The organism is Pseudomonas sp. LBUM1679, from assembly GCF_059695565.1.
Window position 1 is genome coordinate 4,507,566 of sequence record NZ_CP166774.1, and the last position, 21,032, is coordinate 4,528,597.

A 21,032-nucleotide genomic window follows, 5' to 3' on the forward strand; every position below is an offset into this window, starting at 1 on the left:
TTCAGTTCCCCGTGTATCCGTAATTCGACCTTGCAGATTCGAGTGAGATATAGCCATCGCGTAGATCACGCTCGACGGACTCCGGCGCTCGTTTTTTCGGGCTGCCGAAGCCGCCGCCTCCCGGTGTGATCAACTTGACCCGGTCCCCTTCATGGATGTCGACGTTCGAATAACGGCTCGTGGAAATCTTCCCGTACGCTTCGCACATCGTTTCCCACTTGTGTGCACCATTTTTCTGGACAAGGGTGGCACCACAGCCACCTTCCAGACCACCGTCCAAGCCCCAGGGCTTGGTGAAATGACGGTCGGTCATTTGCGAAACGGTGATGGTTTCATTCAGGCAAAGCATTTGTTTGGTGTAACCCAAACCCCCTCGGAATTCGCCTGCACCGCCGGAGTCCGCATCCAGAGCGAGACACTCGACACGCCATGGGAACCGGGTCTCGAAGACTTCGACTGGCGTGGTACGACAGTTGCCGTTGATCGAGTCGACAGCGTCGTTCCCATCTGCGAAAGCGCGCCCACCCCAGCCCACGGTTTCCAGGTCATAACAGGCGAAGTATTCGCCGCTGGCTGCATCCACGCCGCCAAATACGAAGTTGCAATGGGTTGCGCCTTCGGCAGCCATGACTCGATTGGGAACCGCGGTTGCCATGGCGCCCAGAATTGCACCGGTGATGCGTGGATGTGTCTCCGTGTTACCCCCGACCGAAGGCGCCGGGAAATCCACGTTCACGATAGTGCCGGGAGGCGAAAGCACTTTGATCGGACGGAAACATCCACTATTGCGCGGTATCGATGGGTCCGTCATATGCAGGACTGCGTTATAGGCAGCTGACGTCGATACCCCCAGTGTTGCATTGATCGGACCACGTGCCTGTGGCGAAGAACCTGTGTAGTCGATGATGATTTGATCGCCACGAACGTGAACTTCCACAGCGATGCGGTAGGTCTTGTTCGGGGTTACACCATCACTTTCCACAGAATCTTCGAAGGAGTAGATACCGTCGGGAATGGCCTCGATTTCGGCTTTCATGCGACGTTCTGCGTAATCGAGCAGGTCACCAATGATCTGCTGGACATCGCTGACGCCGTATTTCTCAAGCACATCGCGCATCTGGCGTTCGCCCAGATCTACAGCTGCAATCAAGGCGCGTAGATCGCCATAGTTGGTCCGGGGCGTACGCACGTTGGCCAGCAACAGCTTCCAGATATCGTTGTTATCGACGCCGGCGGATTTGATCTTCACCGGAGGAACACGCACACCTTCATGGAAGATTTCCGTGGCCTCGCCAGGGAAACCGCCCGGCGCCATGCCACCGACCTCAGCGATATGACCAATAGCGATTGCCCAGCCTTGCAGCTCGCCATGGAAGAAAATTGGCTTGAAGAAGGTGTGTTCAGGCGTGTGGAGGCCGCCACGGTAGGGGTCGTTGTGGAGGATGATGTCGCCTTCCTTGAGTGACACCACGTCGATTTCCTTCAAGCACGACTTCACCAGGAGCGGTATCCCACCAATCATGGCTGGGCAAAAATCGGCGACCGCAATCAGGTTGCCCTGCTTGTCGGCCAGGCCGCAGGTGAAGTCCAGCGCTTCGTTGAAGATCGTGGAGTAGGAGGTCTTCTGGAGGGTAATCCCCATTTCTCGACAGATCGATACCATCGTCGAGTCGAGAATACTCATCGCTACCATATCCATTATTTGCCCTCCGCGGATTTTGCAGTTACGAGCATGTAGCCGTATTCGTTTACGCGAATTTGCTGATCGGGTCGCAGGATCGTGACCGAGGCACTTTCTTCGATGATCGCCGGTCCTGTGATCACATGGTTCTGCAGCAACGTTTCGCGGTCATACACCGGCGTATCGATCCAACCACCCTCATAGCGAACCTTGCGACTGGAAGTAGCTTTGGCGGGCTTTTCGGCAAGCGCCAGTGTCGCAATGTGCGGTTTCTCGCAAGACGCGATTGCCACCGCCTTGATGGTCACCAGCTCAATGGTTTCGCCAGGCGTGGAGAAGCCAAACCGGGCCTTGTGAATCTCATGGAATTTCTGCCACAACCGGGCTGCAGACTCGGTATCGATCGATGCCGCGTCCACCGGCAGTTCCAGTCCATGATTCTGACCGAGGTAACGCGCTTCGATGGAGCGTTGAACATGGATGTTGTCAACGTAACCCTGCTCGGTGAGCTCACTGACCGCACTGTTCACCAGATGGGTCATCGCTTCATCGACCGCGAGCGCGTCGAACCGCGTGGAGACCTGTTGGATAGTCCGCTGCTTGTCGACACGAGCATTGGTCATGATGAAACCGAATGCCGAGAACTGGCCGGGATAGTTAGGCACCAGGCCTTGAGGGATGCCGCTGATTTCCAGCAGGTCGCAGATGTGAACCGGACCTGCGCCACCGGATGACAACAGGGTGAAGTCGCGAGGGTCCAGACCGCGTTGCAACAGCACCGTGCGCAGCGCACCCAGCATGTTGTTGTTGGCGATCTGGAGCATCGCCATGGCCGCTTCATCAACGGCCATATTGAGCTTGTCGGCAATCCGCGCAACCGCACGATGGGCGGCGCGGGCATCGAGCTTCATCCGTCCGCCGAGGAAGAAATCAGGGTTGATACGACCCAAAACAACGTTCGCATCGGTAACGGTTGCTTCAAGGCCACCACGGCCATAGCAGGCAGGACCAGGAACGGAGGTCGCAGACTGCGGCCCCATTCGCAACAGGCCACCTTTATCAATCCACGCCAGGGAGCCGCCACCAGCACCAATGGTGTGGACGTCGATCATTGGCACCTGAATCGGAATCCCCCACTCGATTTCAAAGTCGGTGGTGATGTTTTCCTGGCCGTTGACCACGGTTGCACAGTCGGTTGACGTACCGCCCATGTCGAACACAACCAGGTTTTTGATCCCGGTGAGTTCAGCGACTGTACGGGTGGCGACTACGGCACCCGTGGGTCCGGACAAGGCCATCTGGACGGGAGTAGCCGCTGCGCCCCGGATGCTGGATTCGCCGCCATTGGACTTGATGACGCCGACTTTATCGCCGATACCCAGATCATCGAGACAAGTCTTTATACGTGCGAAGCTTTCTTGAACGATCGGCTTGAGAAAAGCATCCGCGATAGTCGTGGAGGCCCGGTCGTATTCCTTCCACTTCGGAAGTACGTGAAACGAAGACGAAATGGGAATATCAGGCAGCTCTTCAGCCAGAATCTGCGCAATGCGGTCCTCATGCTTTGGATTGACGTAAGAGAACAAGGTACATACGGCGATAGCTTCGATGGTGCCATCGTTGCGAATGGCCTGCGCGACCTTACGCACTGAGGTCTCATCCAGGGGAAGTACTACCTCACCCAGGGCGCTGATGCGTTCGGCAACTTCATAGCAATCGGCTCGACTAACGAATGCCTTGGTCTTGATCCAAGTGATGTCGTAATGGCTGCGACGGTCGCCACGCTGGATAAACGGCACATCTTTAAAGCCGTTAGTGGTGACATACGCAACCTTCGCGCCTTTTCGCGTTAACAGTGCGTTCGTCGCAATCGTGGTGCCCAGACGAATCTTGTTAACGGTTGCCATCGACTCGATGTTGGATAGCCCTTCCAAAACCCCATCGATAGGATTGGCTGGAGTCGTTAGATTTTTCCAGTTTTCAATCTTGCCAGTTGTGGCGTCGTATGACACGAAGTCGGTAAAAGTACCGCCAATGTCGACACCTACAATATTGTCCTCACGCATAAGGCGCTCCGCTTTATTATAGATCTAAAGTTTTCGGGGGCAGTTCTTAAATACTTTTTATGCGGTGGTTACCGTGTGCATCGCGAGGGATGCGAATAACTGAATTATCACGGTAAGTGCATTTTTCTTATTCATGTTTTTTTCTACATTCGTACCTCGCACAGCGGGTGCTTTTGCCCGCTTTCGGTCGGCTGTCCTTGCAGGAGAAGCATGATTCAATCTGTGGACTGAAGACTGTGGACAGTTTGCCCTTGAGGAAATTGGCTGTCAACCGGTTCGAGCCCTGTCACAGCGAACGCCCAGAACAATGCCCGGCAACCCGTGCACTGGGGATCAACAAACAGTGCACTTTGCGCCAAGCCAGACACTGGTCCGAGCGCGTAATTTTGTGCCGTGGGTTAGACGTTCGTCCTGACCTCCACCTGATAACAACAAGATTTCTGGTGACCCATGAGCACAGTAGATCCGATCACCCTGGCCGTCGTGCGAGGCGCGCTCGAAACCGCGCAGCGCGAAATGACCATCACCCTGGAGAAAACCGGTCGTTCGAGCGTTTTCAACCTGGCTCACGACTACTCGAATGCCCTCTTCGACCACTTTCCGGAAATGATCCTGCAAGGTCAGGACATCCCGATTCATCTCGGCTCGCTGATTCCGGCGATGAAATGCGTCGCCGGTTTCTTCGGCGATGACGTCCAGGAAGGCGATGTGATTTATCACAACGACCCCGCCTACATGGGCAGCCATATTCTCGACTGCTGCATGTACAAACCGGTGTTCTACAAAGGCGAACTGGTGTTCTGGGCCGTGTGCAAAGGCCACCTGACCGACATCGGCGGCCCGGTGCCCGCCGGCTACAACCCGGATGCCAGGGAAATCTACGCCGAGGGTTTGCGCATCCCGCCAGTGAAGCTCTGGTCACAAGGCAAGCGCCGTGAAGACGTGATCAACCTGCTGCTGACCAACATGCGCGCCCGCGCCTATCAGGAAGGCGATCTCAACGCCCAATACGGCGCGTGCAACGTCGGTGAACGGCACTTGCTCGAACTGCTCGATCGCTATGGCGTGGAACAGGTGCGCGCGTGCATCGCCGAATTGAAAGACATGGCTGACCGTCACATGCGTGCCTTGCTGCGTGACGTCCCGGATGGGTGCTACACGGGCACCGCGGTGCTTGAAGACTCGGGCCACGGGCTGGGCGAATTGTCGATCACGGCGCAGGTGGAAATCCGGGGTGACGAGGCTCACATCCTGATCCAGAGCCCACCGCAAGTGCCTTACTTCATCAACTCTTACGCCGGTAACTCGGTGTCCGGGGTCTACCTGGGGCTGATGATGTTTGCCCAGGTGCCGCCGCCGTACAACGAAGGCTTGTACCGCTGCGTATCCGTCGACCTCGGCCCACCGGGCACCTTGTGCAATGCGCAGGAACCCGCGCCGCACGTCAACAGCACCACCACACCGATGGAAACCCTGGCCGACGCGGTGCGTCAGGCACTGGAGCAAGCCGCACCGGAACGCGTCACCGCCTCCTGGGGCCACGCCAGCGGAATCAACATTGCAGGCCATGATCCGCGCAATGGCAACGACGAGTACGTGACCATGGTCCTCGCCTCGATCATTTCCGGCGCCGGCGCCAACAAGGCCATGGATGGCTGGCCGGCATGCGGTCCGTTGTGTTGTTTCGGCGCACTGATGTCCGGCGATATCGAGTTGCTGGAGCACGCCTACCCCATCCTGATTCACCGCTACAGCCTGATGACCGACAGCGGCGGCGCTGGTGAATTTCGTGGTGGTTCGGGGACCCGCATCGAGATCGAACCACTGAATCACCCGATGACCGTGGTCGGCTTCGGTGAGGGTCGGCAACTGCCGACGTCGGGTGCCGCGGGCGCCAACAACATCATGCTCGAACCCAAGTTGGGCCGGCTGATTCACCGCAAGGTCGACGGCGAAGAACAGCAGTTTATCTACAACGCGCAACTCACTGCTCAGCCTGGCGAACGGGTGATCAACATCAACCCTGGGGGCGGTGGCTACGGTAATCCCCTGCGGCGCCCGATCGCCAGTGTATTGAACGACGTGCGTAACGGCCTGGTGTCCCGTGAAGGCGCGCGCCTGGAGTATGGCGTGGTGATCGAAAGCGATGGCCTGGTCGACGAAGCCGCGACCCACGCCTGCCGTGCCACGCATTAATCGAACCCGGCCCCTTTGAGCCATCTGGAAACCCTCATCATGACCAAGCAACAATATCGTCTGGGCATCGACGCCGGCGGCACCTTCACCGATTTCATCCTGGCTGATCGCAGTGGCAACGTGCAGCTGTTCAAGGCACCGTCAACACCCCAGGATGGCACCCTCGCCATCCGTAACGGCCTGGCGCAAATCGCCGACGCCATCGGTCGCACGCCCGCTGAAATCATTGGCGACTGCGACCTGTGCATCAACGGCACCACCGTGGCCCTCAACGCCCTGATTGAAAAAACCGGGGTGAAGGTGGGTCTGCTGTGTACCGACGGGCACGAAGACAGCCTGGAAATTCGCTTGGGCCACAAGGAAGACGGACACCGCTACGATGCCAGTTATCCGCCGGCCTATATGTTGGTGCCGCGGCACCTGCGTCGGCCCATTCGCGGCCGGATCATCAGCGACGGCAGCGAATACGCTGCGCTCGATGAACAGGCGATTCTTCAAGCGATCGAGTATTTCCGCGAGCAGGACGTCAAAGCCGTGGCCATTTCGTTCGTCTGGTCGGTGCGCAACCCGAGCCACGAACAACGCGCTGCCGAGATGGTGCGAGCAGCCTTGCCAGGCGTATTCGTCTGCACCGGCAATGAAGTGTTCCCGCAAATCCGTGAATACACCCGCACGTCGACGACCGTGGTCAACGCCTACCTGAGCCCGGTCATGGGCCGCTACATCGAACGGATCGACGCCTTGTTCGAAGAGCTCGGCGCGCAGCAGCCGACTCGCTACTTCCAATCCAACGGTGGCCTGGCGCCCGGCGTGGTGATGCGCGAACGTGCGGTCAACGCGATCAACTCGGGCCCGGCGTCCGCGCCGCAAGCCGGCTTATGCGTTGCACAGCCGTTCGGCATCGACAACGTGATCACCGTGGACATGGGCGGCACCTCGTTCGACATCACCTTGAGCAAGTCAGGGCGCACCAACTTCAGCAAGGACACTGATTTCCTGCGATACCGCATCGGTGTGCCGATGATTCAAGTGGAAACCCTGGGTGCCGGCGGCGGCTCGATTGCCTTTCTCGACGACTTCGGCATGCTCCAGGTCGGCCCGCGCAGTGCCGGTGCCAACCCTGGACCGGTGTGCTACGGCAAGGGTGGCACCGAGCCAACCGTCACCGACGCCAATCTGGTGCTCGGCTACCTGGCCGACGGCGCGCTGCTGGGCGGTAGCATCCGGCTCGATCGCAAGGCCGCGATCGAGGCCATCCAGCGCAAGATTGCCGAGCCTTTAGGCATCAGCGTTGAACGTGCGGCCATTGGCATCATCACCTTGGTGAACCTGAACATGGTCAGTGGCATCCGGCGGGTGTCGGTCGAGCGTGGTTATGATCCGCGGGACTTCGCCCTGATCGGCGCGGGCGGGGCTGCGGGCATGCATGTCATGCGTCTGGCCGAGGAAATCGGCAGCCGGGTGGTGCTCATCCCGAAAGTCGCTTCCGGACTGTGCGCCTACGGGCAGATTCTTTCAGACATCCGCTATGACCAGCTGACCACGCTTGCAATGCGCCTTGACGACGACCTGGTCGACCTGCCCCTGCTCAACCGGACCTTGCGTGACCTGCGCGAACGCGGCATGAACAATCTGCGCGACGATGGATTCGACGCCGGGGACAACGTTGAGTGCCTGTACAACCTGGAGATCCGCTACCTCGGCCAGATCCACGAATGCAGCGTTGAGTTGACCTGCGATCAACTGGATCACGCCGGCCTGCTCACCCTGCGCGAGGCGTTCCATACGCGACACAAGGCCCTGTTCTCCTACAGCGAGCCTGAGAGTCCGGCAGAACTGGTGAACCTCGAGTGCTCCGTGATTGCACGTCTGCAACGCCCGCCCATGCCGGAACTGCCGCCACCTGCCGAAGATGTCCCACCTGCCGCGAGCGGTTACCGGTCGATGCTGTTCAGCGCGCAATCGTCCTGGCAGGAAACGCCGGTGTACAACGGTGATCGGCTGCAATCCGGGCAAACGGTACAAGGCCCTTGCGTGATCGAAGAGGCAACGACCAACATCGTCGTGCCACCTGGCTGGCTGGCAACGCTTGCCCCCTCGGCCACCTACCGACTGACACCTGGTGATTGACCGTCCGTAAGCATTGGCAAATGATGGCAACCCACGGTGCCGACGGTTTTTTTACCTCGGCACCGTCCTCAGAACAAAAATCATACGAGGGCAGCCATGGCGACCAAACTCTCCACCCGTTCCTGGTCCGACAGTCAACGCCAGCCACTGTGGGCGGACGCGATCGCCTGTGCTTATTTTCCACTTTCGCTGGAGTTCGCGCCCAACGCCACCTTCAGCGGCAGCCTGCAAATCTGGGAAACCGGCAGTACCCCCCTGACGCTGTCACGCTTGCGCTCCAGTCAGCTTGGCTATTCGCGCAGCAAGGCCCAAGTCAGTGAAGATCACGACGCCTGCTACCTCGTCACCGTTCCGCGTCGCAGCGAAGTGCATTTCGAGCAGGACGGCCGGGAATTGCATTGCCAGCCTGGAGGATTCATCTTCGAACGTGGCGATGCCCCCTACCGCTTCCACTATGCCAGCGACAACGATTTGTGGGTGTTCAAGCTCCCGGAGCGCGCGCTCCATGGCCAACTGCGCGGTGCCGAGCGCTACACGCGCTTGTGCTTCGATGCCAAGCGCGCGCTCGGTCGGATCTTTGTCGACCAGTTGGCCATGTGCGCCGCTCGTTTCGATGAATGTAACGAGGCGGCCCGCCACATGCTGCTGGAGCAAGCTCTTTCAACGTTATTGATGGCGCTGCGCGATGATGAGCGGGTACTTAGCAGTGAAAGCTCCAACCTGAGCGCCTTGCACTTGCAGCGCATCGAGCAATACGTCGAAAGACATCTGGGCAACCCCGACCTGGCGCCGCCCATGATCGCTGACGCCTGCGGTCTGTCAGTGCGCTATCTGCACAAACTGTTCAACAGTACGCCCTACAGCGTCGGGGAATGGATTCGCCTGAGGCGTCTTGAGGCGGTCCATCGAGGCCTACACGACCCCAACTGCCATCTGTCGATCGGTGAGTTGGCCATGCGCTGGGGCTTCATTGATCAGGCTCAATTTACTCGAAGTTTCCGTCAACACTTCGGCTGCACCGCCAGAGAGGTGCGTACCGGCACGACTCGTTCACGGGTCGCGTCGCAGCTTGGTGTATGAGTCGGGGCTTATCCTTTCGGTATAGTTTCAAACATCGCTTTACCAGGTGAACAACTACATGCCGGACAGCAAAATGCCCGCCCCCGAATCCACCCTCCTCCAAAGCTGGCACCACAACGCCCGGCTCTGGATCGAAGCCGTGCGCACCGGCACCATCGAAAGCCGCCTGAAGGTCACCGACCAGGCCATCCTGTTGGCGGTGCTGGGTCGCCAGCCGGAGCGCGTGCTCGACCTGGGCTGCGGCGAGGGTTGGCTGTTGCGGGCGCTGGCTGAACGGGGCATCACGGCAGTCGGTGTCGATGGCGACGCGACGCTGGTCGAGGCGGCGCGAGCGGCGGGCGCTTCGCCGGTACACCTGGCGAGCTATGAAGCGTTGGTGGAGGCGAAGGTGGACATCGGCAGCGGCTACGACCTGATCTGCGCCAACTTCGCGCTGTTGCACCAGGACATCATCCCTCTGCTCGCCGCCATGAACGCCCTGCTCGCCCCTGGCGGCGCGCTGGTGATCCAGACGCTGCATCCATGGACCGCGGCGACGGGCGACTATCAGGACGGTTGGCGGGAAGAAACCTTTGCCGGGTTCGAGGGGCAGTGGCAACCCATGCCGTGGTACCTGCGCACTTTGTCCAGTTGGTTCAATGCGCTGGACATGGCCGGTTTTCGCCTGGTCGGCCTGCAGGAACCGCAGCACCCGCAAAGTCCGGTGCCGCAGTCGTTGCTCTTGGTGGCCGAGCCGCGGGGGTGAGTGCTATCGATGGCAGGAGCAAAAGCGATCAAAAAATCGATGCTGCAATGTCCGTAATGGGTCGGTAGAACCATCACCAGCGTGTGAGCCATGGGGTTTAATGTAAAAATAGAGTGCTGAACATCACTTGCCAGGTACAAGCCATAAGGATCGAAAGAGTGGTACATGACTGAACCGAAACTATCTCCGACCAGAAGGAAAAAGTACCTTGCCTGGGCTTTACTGTTTGGCTTTGTAGCGGTGGTGTTCTACGCCTACCTGAATGTCCCGGAGCACCCGAAGGAAATAGTCATGAAGCAGAACTTCGTACCGGGGCAGTGGATTTACGTCGTTCAGAACCCCAGAAACACCTCAGAACCCAAGACGCTCAACTTTTATGTCGATGATTACGATTCAAGTAACGAGGTGATGAAAGTACGCCTGGGCAAGAAGCGTCCGTTTCTGATTTCGGACACAGACTTGAAGGATGTTGTCATACGTCGTGTTGCCAACGGCTTGAAAGTGCAGATCAAAGGCGCGGTCGAGGCCTACCACAGCGACCTCTATCTGGCGGACGGAGAGACTTACACGACTTTTCGTGTGAGTCTTGAACAGGTCGAGACCCGACCGCCCCTGTAGGAGCGAGCTTGCTCGCGATGGACGTTAACGATAACGCGTATTTTCTGGATATACGCGTCGCCCTTGAGACCATCGCGAGCAAGCTTGCTCCTACTACGACAGCCAGGACTCAACCGTGTCGGAACCGTATTTCGCTTTCCACTCTTTCAATATCTTGTGGTTGCCGCCCTTGGTTTCCACGACTTCGCCAGACTCCGGGTTTTTATAGACTTTCACTTGGCGAGGCTTGCGATTGCCTGTTTTAGACTCGGCAGCAGGCGCACGGCGACCGGCGTGTGGATCAAGCAGATTGACGATGTCTTTCAAGCTGTAGCCATACTTGGCGAGCAGTGCGCGCAGCTTTGTTTCGAATTCGATTTCCTGCTTCAGGCCAGCGTCACCCTTCAAGGTTTCAAGCGCTTGAAGCTGCTCGGCAAGGTGTTTTTCAAGCTGGCGAAATTCTGCGAGTTTGGACATGGGAACGCTCTCCGTGACTGTTATCCTAACGTTACACTAAAAACGCCGATTTGCATGAAGTCAGCGTGTTTACTTTTGCTCATCAAGTCGCATCCATTGCAGATTCGCACTTGAGCAGAGTCCATCAATCGACAGTTAGCAACGCGAGAAGGTTCGTAAAATCGCCAACGGAACATTGATTTGATGGGGCCGCCACTAAAATCGGTTTGCGGAACGGAACCGGCAGGCACGGTGTCATTTGTATTAGACACCCTGGTGTCGTCCATCCAGTCGAGATAGAGAGGTCGTCATGAACAATATCATCTACATCGTTGGGGCCGTTGTGATCGTCCTGGTTATTCTGTCGTTTGTCGGTCTTGTATAGCCCGCCACTCGAGACCCTTTTCCGGTGGCTGTAGCGGGGTAGCGTTTGGGGAGCGAGGACGCCCGTGCCAGCCATTTTCACGCTGATTCAACAACTTGTCTTAAAACTGAAACCTAATGGTCATATATTGCACTCATCCGCTTACATAATCCTGGCTTCAGGCCTCTTTCACGGATGAACTGCTCTCATGCGTCGTGTTGTCTTCAATCAAAAAGGTGGTGTTGGAAAATCCAGCATCGCCTGCAATCTTGCCGCTGTGAGTGCAGCGCAAGGCTACCGGACACTGCTGGTTGATCTCGATCCCCAGGCGAATTCGACCCACTACCTCACGGGCCTGCTCAACGACGACATTCCCACGGGTATCGCCGACTTCTTCAGACAGACACTGTCTGGAGGTTTTGCCAGCAAAAAATGTCGAGTGGCCATAACCGAGACGCCCTACGAGAACCTCCATCTCGTGACCGCCAGTCCGGATCTTGCAGATCTCCAGTCAAAACTTGAGCGCAAGTTCAAGATCAACAAGCTGCGTAAATTGCTGGTAGAGCTTTCCGAGGATTACGAGCGTATTTATATCGACACCCCTCCCGCGCTGAATTTCTTCACCTTCAGCGCCCTGGTCGCTGCCGATCGGTTGTTGATCCCCTATGATTGCGACAGCTTTTCCCGGCAGGCTGTGAACAGTGTCATCGCTCAAGTAGAAGAGCTGCGCATGGATCACAACGAATCGCTGCAGATAGAGGGGGTGGTGGTTAATCAATTTATCGCACACACCGGCTTGCACCAGACGCTCGTAAACGAAATGCTCGTAGAGGGTCTTCCTGTGCTACCGGTTTATTTGAGTAGCTCAGTTAAAATGCGCGAGTCCCACCAGGCTTCCATACCCCTTATCCATTTGGCACCACGCCATAAGCTCTCGATGGAGTTCGTTGATTTGCTGGATGCACTGGAGCGAGCAGCTTAAGTTGGTTATCGGTGGAGCTGTTGCCGCGAGCAAAAAATAACGACGAGAAGTGAATTTTTTCCTATCCTCTTGTATCTGATCTTGAATAAGCCATGCCATTAAAAGATGGCATCGGCCATTGCAGATCCGTCTAACCTGCGCCGCACCGGGCTCAGCGGTTTGCGGCAAGACAGATCAGTGACGGAGTGGCTCGCATGGTATCTCGTGAGAAAAACGTCAAACCGATCGGATTGAAAGACATCACCATTGTCGACGACGTCAAGATGCGCAAGGCGATCACCGCCGCAGCACTCGGCAACGCAATGGAATGGTTCGACTTCGGCGTCTATGGTTTTGTCGCCTATGTTCTCGGCAAAGTATTTTTCCCCGGTGCTGATCCCGACCTGCAGATGATCGCCGCGTTGGCGACCTTCTCGGTTCCCTTCCTGATCCGCCCCCTGGGCGGTTTGTTCTTCGGTACGCTGGGGGATAAGTACGGTCGGCAGAAAGTCCTGGCGGCCACCATCGTGATCATGTCGCTCAGCACCTTCGCCATCGGGCTGATACCGTCCTATGCCTCGATCGGCATCTGGGCGCCCATCCTCCTGCTGCTGGCCAAGATGGCTCAAGGGTTTTCGGTGGGCGGTGAATACACCGGTGCCTCGATCTTCGTCGCCGAATATGCCCCGGATCGCAAGCGCGGTTTCCTCGGCAGCTGGCTGGACTTCGGCTCGATCGCCGGCTTCGTCTTCGGCGCAGGTGTGGTCGTGCTGATTTCCACCATTCTGGGCGAAGAGCAGTTTCAGGAATGGGGCTGGCGACTGCCCTTCTTCCTCGCCCTGCCCTTGGGCATGATCGGGCTCTACCTGCGTCACGCACTCGAAGAGACGCCGGCATTCCAGCAACATGTCGAGAAACTGGAACAGGGCGATCGCGAAGGCCTGGCCACTGGCCCGAAAGTGTCGTTCAAGGAAGTGGCCACCCAGCACTGGCGCAGCCTGATGACGTGCGTTGGTGTGGTGGTGGCCACCAACGTCACCTATTACATGCTGCTTACCTACATGCCGAGTTACCTGGTGCACAACTTGCACTACAGCGAAAGTCACGGCGTGTTGATCATCATCGCGATCATGGTCGGCATGTTATTCGTCCAGCCGATGATCGGTTTGATCAGCGACAAGATTGGCCGCCGCCCCTTCATTATTGTCGGTAGCGTCGGTCTGTTCTTCCTCGCCATCCCGGCCTTCATGTTGATCACCAGCGGCAAGCTCGGCCTGATCTTCTCCGGATTGCTGATGCTGGCGGTGCTGCTCAACTTTTTCATCGGCGTGATGGCGTCCACCCTGCCGGCGATGTTTCCCACCCACATCCGCTACAGCGCATTGGCCAGCGCCTTCAACATCTCGGTATTAATCGCGGGCCTGACCCCTACCATCGTCGCCTGGCTGGTGGAAAGTACCCACAACCTGTACATGCCGGCCTACTACCTGATGGTGGTTGCCGTGGTGGGGCTGATTACCGGCGTGACGATGAAAGAAACGGCGAACAAACCCTTGCGTGGTGCAGCCCCGGCGGCTTCCGACATCGAGGAAGCGCACGAACTGCTGCAGGAACATCACGACAACATCGAGCAGAAGATCGAGGACATCGACGCACAAATCGCCGAGTTGGAAGCTAAACGCGAGCATCTCGTGCAGCAGCATCCGCGAATCGAATAACGGGGACACTATCGTCAAGCCAGGATTCGCCGAACCTGCAAGCGCCTTTCGTTTATGAACAGTCTCTACTACCGTAGTTGCAAATCCCCTTGTCCCATCCGGGAGCGCAGCGCATGTCCAGAAGCCTGTTTCTAACGTTCGCCGCCCTGCTCCTGAGCAGCCAGGCGCTGGCGGACACCCTGAAGATCAGCGTGATCGGCGCCGGCAACGTCGGCGGTACGCTGGGCACGTTATGGGTGAAGGCTGGGCACTCGGTGATGTTTTCGTCCCGCCACCCCGAAGCGCTCCAGGACCTCGTCAAGGCCGCCGGCCCCAACGCGCGTGCGGGCACGGTCAGCGACGCCGCGTCCTGGGGCGATGTGATCGTACTGAGTGTTCCCTACGGCGCAATGCCGGCGCTGTCCGAACAGCTGAAGGGCAAGCTGGTTGGCAAGGTGGTGTTCAGCACCAGCAACCCGTTCAGCGGCCGCGACGGAGACATCGGGCGCAAGGCGCTGGATCAGGGCGTCGCCCTGGCGGACCAGCAGTACCTGCCCGGTGTGCACCTGGTGCGGGCGTTCAACGCCATCGGCTATGCCTCCATGAAAAGCCAGTCCGGCAAAGGCAAGGCGATTCCAACCTTCGCCGACGACGCCCAGGCCCGCGACCTGGGCGCCCGGCTGGTGCGCGACGCCGGATTCATACCGGTGCTTCTGCCACTGGCGCGGGCTGATGAAGGATTGCCGGGCGGCCCGGCCAGCGGCGTGTTGAGCGAGGCCGAACTCAAGCAAAGGCTCGGCTTGTAGCTGCGTTCAGTGCGCCTTTCGCGTAGAGGCCCCTGCGCCGGCAATGCGCCCCAGTACGGAACCTGATGTCAGCCCCGCTCCACCGGCGTACTTGACGTAGTAGAGGTTGCCCACCAACTCACCCGCGGCGTAGAGACCGTCAATCGGTTGATCCTCTTCGTCGAGCACCTGGGCCTGGCTGTTGACCTTCAAGCCACCGAACGTAAAGGTGATGCCGCACGTCACCGCGTAGGCCACGAAGGGCGGACGATCCAGGGGGTTGGCCCAGTTTGACTTGGGCAACTCCAGCCCTTGAGTCGAGCGTCCGTCGCGGATGGCGGGGTTGAATGGCACGTTGAGTTGCACAGCGTTGTTGTAGGCCTCGAGGGTGTGTAGCAGAGCGGGACCGTTGACCCCTTCCATCTGCTCAATCAATCCTTGCAGGGTCGCCGCCTGGATCCGCGTCACCTGGCGTCCCCGGTACTCATCGGGGAGCAATTCGTGGCTGTGCTGATCGAAGATCTGCCAAGCGACACCCTCCGGTTGCGCCATGACTTTGGCGCCCATGCTGGAGTAGGTGTAGTTGCGAAAATCCTGGCCTTCATCGATAAAACGTTTGCCGTCGGCATTGACCACTACGCCGAGATGGAAGTAGTTCTTTTGCTGGTTAAGCTGGTTCAGGTCGCCCATTTGCGGGGCATTGACGTCATAAAACACCGCATGGCAACCGGACCAGTTGCCATGCGCCACGGCGCCCACATCCAGGGCCATGCGGATGCCGTCGCCGGTGTTGTAGCGTGAACCCCGGACTTTGGCCAAGTCCCATCCCGGCCCCAGGTATTGGGTACGCCATTGCAGATTGGCGTGGAAGCCACCCGTTGCAAGGACCAGTGCCCGAGCGGAAAACTGACGACCGTCCGCACAGTACAGCTGCCACAAACCGTCAGGATCGCGGCTGATGCGTTGGGTCCGACAGCCGTAGAACACGTCCACGGCGTCTTTTTCCACACGGCGAAACAAGGCATCGACCAAGCCCAGGCCGCCACCGGAAACCTCGATGGTCAGGCCGCCCCAGAAGCGGAATTTGCCATCCACCTTGAAGGCCTGGCGACCATAGATGGGCATGAAGCGCACGCCCTTCGTGGTCATCCACTGCAAAGTAGCCAGGCTTTGCGACACGACCGTGTCCAACACGTGCGGGTCGGTGCGGTATTGGCTCATGGCCGCCAACTCACCGAAAAAATCGTCCTGGGTGTAGGCGCCGAAATCGCTGCTTTCAACTTCACTGTCCAGCAGGTCCGGCATCAGGCTGCGCAAGTCGTCAACGCCCCGGTAAGCCACGCGAAAAGCGCCTCCGGTGTGCGCCGAGTTGCCGCCCCGCTGCTCTTTCGGCGCGCGTTCCAGCAAGGCCACCCGCGCCCCTTGTTCGCGGGCTGAAAGGGCTGCGCAAAGCCCGGCATTACCGCTGCCCAGCACGATGACGTCGTAAGGTTGCATACCCGCTCCTGATCTGTGGACTTCTCTGTCCGATTATCAACAGGACCGCGCGGGGGACTTAGCCTGCGCGGTCGAATAGGCTTTTCAACTAATGCGCAAAGCGATGCGCTGGCCTACAGAGAGGGGATTGCGTCGGGTATGAGCAACATGCGATCTCCGGCGAACGCGCCGACGTACACGTCGTGACCGACCTGCAAGGCCGTTGAGGCGCCATACAACGCCCCTTCTCTGGCGCGCATCAGTTCACGACGGGTGCCCTTGAGCGGATCGATCAATGCCACCACCGAGGTGCTGGGGCAGAATTCGTTGTGGCTGAGGAAACACCTGCGGAAGGTCTGTGCATCAGGCACGCCGGCCGTGAGCAGTTGCCCATCAGCCGTCCAGCTGAGGTTGTCCGGCAAGAAGTCGAGGGCGATCTTGCTGACGACTTTTTGCTGTTTGAAATCGTACTGCCAGACGCCGCTGCCCGGCCACGCGGCGAACCAGACTGACTGACCGTCCTGGCTCACTTGAATGCCATTCGGCGCAGGGGCCTGGCTGTCGGGCAGACGGTACAGTCCCCCGCTGGCGTGCCAGGCAAGCAAATGTCCGGTGGCACGGCCATCGAGCAACTTTTCCAGGCGAGGATCGTCTTTCATTGCATTGAAGCTGAACATGGCCGTAACCACGAAGCCGCCGTCAGGTGTCGCGACAACATCGTTCAGCATCGTACCGTCCTGGCTTTCCACGCAACCACGCCAGATGGCTTTCCAGCTTTTGCCATCGCTGATCGGCTCGAAGAATTCCACAGCCTCTCGACCGTTGTGGTTGACCACCAACAACTGCGATTTACCATCGGCACGCTTGGATAGATGGATGCCGTGGGCACCTATGGCGCCTTGCGGCTGCGCGCAAGAAGATTCGCCCCAACCCGGTGTTGCCTGCCGCTCGATGACCATATCGGTCACTTCATGGGAGGCCAGCTCCATGACTCGCAATCGGCTTTGATGGCTGGCGGCCAGTCCCGGCGTGGTACTCAGGAACAGGAAGCCGGAGTCGGGCGAAAGCTCCAGATCCTCGGGCGGCGCCATGCCGCAGATCGGCGTGTAACCGCTTTGCGCCACACACGCTGGCACCTGTGGTTGAGCGGCATAAACAGCGGTGCTGATAGCCAGCGCCAAGGCAGCGCTGGCCAAATGTAAATGGTTCATGATCCAACCCCGGTTTTATTGTAGTTATGCGTTCGTGTGCGGGGGCACAAGCCAGCCGCAAGCCCCTCGCGCCATGGCGACGAGAGGGATGCGCCGGGGCTTAGTGGTTCAGGAAGTCGATGACCAGGCGGTTGAACGCGTCCGCGTGCTCCCACTGAGCCCAGTGGCCACACTGGCTGAACACGTGCAGGCGCGAGTTCGGCAGGCCATTGAGCAGCTTCAGGCTCCAGTCGATCGGTACGAAACGGTCATCGCGGCCCCAGGTGATCAGGGTCGGATGCTTGATGTCCGGGAGGTTGGCAGAGAAATCGCCCATCTGGAATTTGCTCAGATCGACGCTCTTGATGAAGTTTTCCAGGTGCTGAGGGTTTGCCAGGATGCTCTTGTGACGCAGGCTGATCAGTTCTTCGGTCAGTGCGCTGGAGTCGTAGACAAACACATCCAGCATTTTCTTCAGGTTTTCCATGCTCGGGTCACGGTACACGCCAAAGAGCAACTTGATGCCTTCCATCGGCAACGGCGTGAACAGACTGGTACGCCCTACCCCGCCCGAACCCATCAGGATCATTTTGTCCAGGCGCTCTGGATAGGCCACGGCAAAGCCCAGCGCGCTGCCGCCACCCATGGAGTTGCCGACCAGGTGTGCCTTGTCGATGTCCAGTGCATCCATCAATGCCTTGATCGCACGAGCGTTGATCACGAAACGCGGCTCGGCGGTAACCAGAGGGTCCGACTTGCCGAAGCCTGGGCAGTCCATGAGGATGACGCGGTAGCCGGCGTCTACGAACGCATCGACGTTGCGGTGAAAGTTGGCCCAACCCGTTGCACCTGCCCCCGAGCCGTGGACCATGATCACCACCGGGCCTTCTCCGGCATCGTTGTAATGCATTTTCCACTCAGGGGTCTGCACGAATTTGCTGGTGTTTTCTTGGGTGAATCGACTCATGTGAATCAGTCCTTATTATGGTTGTGAAGCAGGAGCGAACAGCGCGTTGAAAACGCGAGTGTGAGGAAAAGAAAGCGTCAGGGTGATGCGCACCACTTCCGCCAGCCGCTGGCCGTAAACGTTAGCGGCGGCGCCTTCTTTGTTGAGGAGAGCAATGACTGTGCCAGTCATGGGAACGGAACTGCACGCTTGGTATATCTCTTTATTTAACAAGTAGTTATGCGTGGTTTTCGAGATATTGAAGAGACTCGCTTTGGAGCTGATCGATAGTTCTTATTCAGAAGTTTTCAAAGATTCATGAAAATCGAGATGAAAAAGATGAAGACGTCAGATGCGCTTCCCACAGGGGATCTTCAGTGAATAGCGCATCGGTGAACGACGCCGATCAAAATGTGGGAGCGAGCTTGTTCCGGGCGGCGTTCCGACGAAGGCGGCGGGTCAGCCAACATCGATGTCGACTGACAGACCGCTTTCGCTGGCAAGCCAGCTCCTACAGGGGGGATTCGGCAAATGCAAAATTGGTTTACGACGCCGATCCCGTGTAGGAGCCGGCTTGCTGGCGAAGACGGTGGCACATTCAACAAGGGTGTTGACTGACAGATCGCTTTCGCTGCGGTGCGGCGATCCGACAAGCCAGCTCCTACAGGGTGGCGGTGTTATTGCTTTTTGAGCAAGTCCAGCGCGACGTCGACGATCATGTCTTCCTGGCCGCCGACCATCCGGCGTTTGCCCAGCTCGACCAGGATGTCCAGGGTCTTCAGGCCGTATTTCGCGGCAGCGATTTCGGCGTGGCGCAGGAAGCTGGAGTAGACGCCGGCATAACCCAGGGCCAGGGTCTCGCGGTCGACCCGCACCGGACGATCCTGCAGCGGACGCACGATGTCATCGGCCGCATCCATCAGCGTGTACAGGTCGGTGCCGTGGTTCCAGCCCAGGCGTTCCGCCGCAGCGATGAACACTTCCAGCGGCGCGTTACCGGCGCCGGCGCCCATGCCGGCGAGGCTGGCGTCGATGCGATCGCAGCCCTCCTCGACGGCGGTGATCGAGTTGGCCACGCCGAGCGACAGGTTGTGGTGGGCGTGCATGCCGGTTTCGGTGTCCGGTTTGAGCACAGCTTTAAAGGCACGGAAACGCTCGCGAATGTCCTGCATGTTCATCGCCCCGCCGGAGTCGGCCATGTACACGCAGGTGGCGCCGTAGCTTTCCATCAGCTTGGCCTGCGCCGCCAACTGTTCGGCCGGGATCATGTGGCTCATCATCAGGAAACCGACGGTGTCCATGCCCAGCTCGCGGGCGTATTCGATGTGCTGTTTCGACACGTCGGCTTCGGTGCAATGGGTGGCGATGCGCACCACCCGGGCCCCGGCGTTGTAGGCGGCTTTCAGGTCATGCACGGTGCCGATGCCCGGCAACAGCAAGGTGGTGATCTTGGCGTGGCTGATGACGTCGGCCGCAGCCTCGATCCATTCCAGATCGGTGTGCGCGGCAAAGCCATAGTTGAAGCTCGAGCCTTGCAGGCCGTCACCATGGGCGACTTCGATCGAATCGACCTTGGCCTTGTCCAGAGCGCGGGCGATGTCCTGCACGTTTTGCAGGGAATACTGGTGACGCACCGCGTGGCTGCCGTCGCGCAGGGTCACGTCGGAGATGTAGAGTTTTTTGCCGGGATTGAAAGTCATGTCGGTCTCCTCAGGCGTTGAGCATCGACTGCGCCATGCGCTCGGCGGTGGCCAAGGCTGCGGAGGTCATGATGTCGAGGTTGCCGGCGTAAGCAGGCAAGTAATGGGCGGCGCCTTCGACTTCAAGGAACACCGAGGTCTTGAGCCCGGAGAATGTGCCAAGGCCGGGGATGTGCAGCGGCGCGTCTTCGGGGATCACGTCGAACTGCACTTTCTGCTTGAGGCGATAGCCCGGCACATAGGCCTGCACCGCGGCCGCCATCTCGACGATGGAGGCTTCGACCAGCGCCTGGTCCGCCGCTTCGGACAACACGAACACGGTGTCGCGCATCATCAACGGCGGCTCGGCCGGGTTCATCACGATGATCGCCTTGCCCTTGGCCGCACCACCGATTACTTCGATGGCCTTGGAAGTGGTTTCGGTGAACTCGTCGATGTTGGCACGGGTGCCGGGACCGGCGGATTTGCTGGCGATCGACGCGACGATTTCGGCGTAGTGCACCTTGGCCACGCGCGACACCGCCGCGACCATCGGGATGGTGGCCTGGCCACCGCAGGTGACCATGTTGACGTTGAGCTGATCCAGGTTCTGCTCCAGATTCACCACCGGCACGCAGTACGGGCCGATGGCTGCCGGGGTCAGATCGATGAGGCGGATGCCGGGTTTGATCGAGCGCAGAAACGCATCGTTCTTGACGTGGGCGCCGGCCGAGGTGGCATCGAAGACGAAGTCGATGTCCTTGAACACGTCCAGGCGGGTCAGGCCTTCGACGCCTTCATGGGTCACCGCTACCCCCATGCGCTGGGCGCGTGCCAGGCCATCGGAGGCCGGGTCGATGCCGACCATGACCGCCATTTCCAGGTGCCTGGCGTTACGCAGGATCTTGATCATCAGGTCGGTGCCGATATTGCCGGAACCGATGATGGCGACTTTCAATTTGTTGTTCATGATGTTGTGCAAC

The 21,032-nt window shown here is 58.8% G+C and carries 17 protein-coding genes; 8 read left to right on the forward strand and 9 right to left on the reverse strand.

What is annotated here, in order from left to right:
* Position 1: 1 nt before the first annotated feature.
* The gene (locus tag ACA062_RS20525; protein WP_497452735.1) at positions 2-1,699 is read right to left on the reverse strand and encodes a hydantoinase B/oxoprolinase family protein; all 1,698 of its coding nucleotides are present in this window, start codon (positions 1,697-1,699) and stop codon (positions 2-4) included.
* The gene (locus ACA062_RS20530; protein WP_497452736.1) at positions 1,699-3,747 is read right to left on the reverse strand and encodes a hydantoinase/oxoprolinase family protein; all 2,049 of its coding nucleotides are present in this window, start codon (positions 3,745-3,747) and stop codon (positions 1,699-1,701) included. Before ACA062_RS20530 ends, ACA062_RS20525 begins: the two co-directional genes overlap by 1 nt.
* Positions 3,748-4,197: 450 nt before the next feature.
* Here ACA062_RS20530 and capB point away from each other — a divergent pair, with 450 nt between their 5' ends.
* From capB to ACA062_RS20555, 5 genes are all read left to right on the forward strand, one after another.
* Positions 4,198-5,943 (forward strand): caprolactamase subunit beta, encoded by a 1,746-nt coding sequence (capB, locus tag ACA062_RS20535; protein WP_497452737.1) that lies wholly within the window; start codon positions 4,198-4,200, stop codon positions 5,941-5,943.
* Between the two features lie 39 nt (positions 5,944-5,982).
* Positions 5,983-8,073, forward strand: a complete 2,091-nt coding sequence (gene capA, locus ACA062_RS20540) for a caprolactamase subunit alpha (RefSeq protein ID WP_497452738.1) — start codon at positions 5,983-5,985, stop codon at positions 8,071-8,073.
* A gap of 96 nt (positions 8,074-8,169) precedes the next feature.
* A complete protein-coding gene (locus ACA062_RS20545; protein WP_497452739.1) occupies positions 8,170-9,153 on the forward strand; it encodes an AraC-like ligand-binding domain-containing protein in 984 nt (327 codons plus the stop codon).
* A gap of 73 nt (positions 9,154-9,226) precedes the next feature.
* A complete protein-coding gene (locus ACA062_RS20550; RefSeq protein ID WP_497452740.1) occupies positions 9,227-9,898 on the forward strand; it encodes a class I SAM-dependent methyltransferase in 672 nt (223 codons plus the stop codon).
* 165 nt (positions 9,899-10,063) lie between these two features.
* Positions 10,064-10,516 carry a hypothetical protein gene (locus ACA062_RS20555; protein WP_497452741.1) on the forward strand — a complete coding sequence of 151 codons (453 nt, stop codon included), beginning with the start codon at positions 10,064-10,066 and terminating at the stop codon, positions 10,514-10,516.
* Between the two features lie 93 nt (positions 10,517-10,609).
* Here ACA062_RS20555 and ACA062_RS20560 read toward each other — a convergent pair whose 3' ends face one another.
* Positions 10,610-10,972: a histone-like nucleoid-structuring protein, MvaT/MvaU family gene (locus tag ACA062_RS20560; RefSeq protein ID WP_497452742.1), complete on the reverse strand. Its 363-nt coding sequence runs from the start codon at positions 10,970-10,972 to the stop codon at positions 10,610-10,612.
* A 551-nt stretch (positions 10,973-11,523) separates the two neighbouring features.
* On the opposite strand from ACA062_RS20560, the gene ACA062_RS20565 reads away from it, so the two are divergent.
* From ACA062_RS20565 to ACA062_RS20575, 3 genes are all read left to right on the forward strand, one after another.
* The gene (locus ACA062_RS20565; protein ID WP_497452743.1) at positions 11,524-12,297 is read left to right on the forward strand and encodes a ParA family protein; all 774 of its coding nucleotides are present in this window, start codon (positions 11,524-11,526) and stop codon (positions 12,295-12,297) included.
* 194 nt (positions 12,298-12,491) lie between these two features.
* Entirely contained in the window at positions 12,492-13,994 is a 1,503-nt protein-coding gene (gene proP / locus ACA062_RS20570; protein ID WP_497452744.1) for a glycine betaine/L-proline transporter ProP, read from the forward strand.
* Between the two features lie 113 nt (positions 13,995-14,107).
* Entirely contained in the window at positions 14,108-14,779 is a 672-nt protein-coding gene (locus ACA062_RS20575) for an NADPH-dependent F420 reductase (RefSeq protein WP_497452745.1), read from the forward strand.
* 6 nt (positions 14,780-14,785) lie between these two features.
* Here the strand turns inward: ACA062_RS20575 and tcuA are convergent, their stop codons facing one another.
* From tcuA to ACA062_RS20605, 6 genes are all read right to left on the reverse strand, one after another.
* Positions 14,786-16,255 (reverse strand): FAD-dependent tricarballylate dehydrogenase TcuA, encoded by a 1,470-nt coding sequence (gene tcuA / locus ACA062_RS20580; RefSeq protein ID WP_497452746.1) that lies wholly within the window; start codon positions 16,253-16,255, stop codon positions 14,786-14,788.
* A gap of 113 nt (positions 16,256-16,368) precedes the next feature.
* Positions 16,369-17,445 carry an SMP-30/gluconolactonase/LRE family protein gene (locus tag ACA062_RS20585; protein WP_497452747.1) on the reverse strand — a complete coding sequence of 359 codons (1,077 nt, stop codon included), beginning with the start codon at positions 17,443-17,445 and terminating at the stop codon, positions 16,369-16,371.
* A gap of 100 nt (positions 17,446-17,545) precedes the next feature.
* Positions 17,546-18,391: an alpha/beta fold hydrolase gene (locus tag ACA062_RS20590; protein ID WP_497452748.1), complete on the reverse strand. Its 846-nt coding sequence runs from the start codon at positions 18,389-18,391 to the stop codon at positions 17,546-17,548.
* A 15-nt stretch (positions 18,392-18,406) separates the two neighbouring features.
* Positions 18,407-18,562, reverse strand: a complete 156-nt coding sequence (locus ACA062_RS20595) for a hypothetical protein (RefSeq protein ID WP_497452749.1) — start codon at positions 18,560-18,562, stop codon at positions 18,407-18,409.
* A gap of 485 nt (positions 18,563-19,047) precedes the next feature.
* A complete protein-coding gene (dmpG, locus tag ACA062_RS20600; RefSeq protein ID WP_497452750.1) occupies positions 19,048-20,070 on the reverse strand; it encodes a 4-hydroxy-2-oxovalerate aldolase in 1,023 nt (340 codons plus the stop codon).
* Positions 20,071-20,080: 10 nt separating this feature from the next.
* Positions 20,081-21,019, reverse strand: a complete 939-nt coding sequence (locus ACA062_RS20605) for an acetaldehyde dehydrogenase (acetylating) (RefSeq protein WP_497452751.1) — start codon at positions 21,017-21,019, stop codon at positions 20,081-20,083.
* Between the last annotated feature and the right edge of the window lie 13 nt (positions 21,020-21,032).